At 71.8% G+C, this 503-nt stretch carries 1 protein-coding gene; it reads left to right on the top strand.

From position 1 onward, the window contains the following. Positions 1–503: phospholipid carrier-dependent glycosyltransferase (locus ACSDR0_RS51145; RefSeq protein ID WP_435296223.1), on the top strand; the 503-nt coding region annotated here is incomplete at both ends.

Here is a 503-nt window from a genome sequence, read left to right as displayed (position 1 = left end):
CCACCCGCCGCTGGGCAAGTGGATGATCGGCCTGGGCGAGCAGATCTTCGGCATGACCCCCTACGGGTGGAGGTTCGCCGGTGCCGTAGTCGGGGTGCTGTCGATCCTGATCCTGGCCCGGGTGGCCCGCCGGATGACCCGCTCGACCATGCTGGGCTGCCTGGCCGGGCTCCTGCTGTCCCTCGACGGCCTGCACTACGTGCTGTCGCGGACGGCGCTGCTCGACATCTTCCTGATGTTCTGGGTGCTGGCCGGGTTCGCCTGCCTGGTGGCCGACCGTGACTGGGCGCGGGAGCGGCTGGTCACCTGGTACGAGACCTCACCGCTGAGTGATCACGGGCCGGGGCTCGGGGTGCGGCCGTGGCGGATCGCGGCGGGGCTGTGCCTGGGCGCGGCCTGCGCGGTCAAGTGGTCGGGGGTCTTCTTCCTGGTCGCCTTCGCGGTGATGTCCCTGGTCTGGGACGCGGGCGCCCGCAGGGCGATCGGCCTGCGCAGGCCGTACG

Source organism: Streptosporangium sp. G11, from assembly GCF_051192615.1.
Classification (GTDB): domain Bacteria; phylum Actinomycetota; class Actinomycetes; order Streptosporangiales; family Streptosporangiaceae; genus Streptosporangium.
The sequence above is the reverse complement of the archived record's forward strand: the minus strand, read 5'-3'. Positions and strand labels throughout refer to the sequence as shown.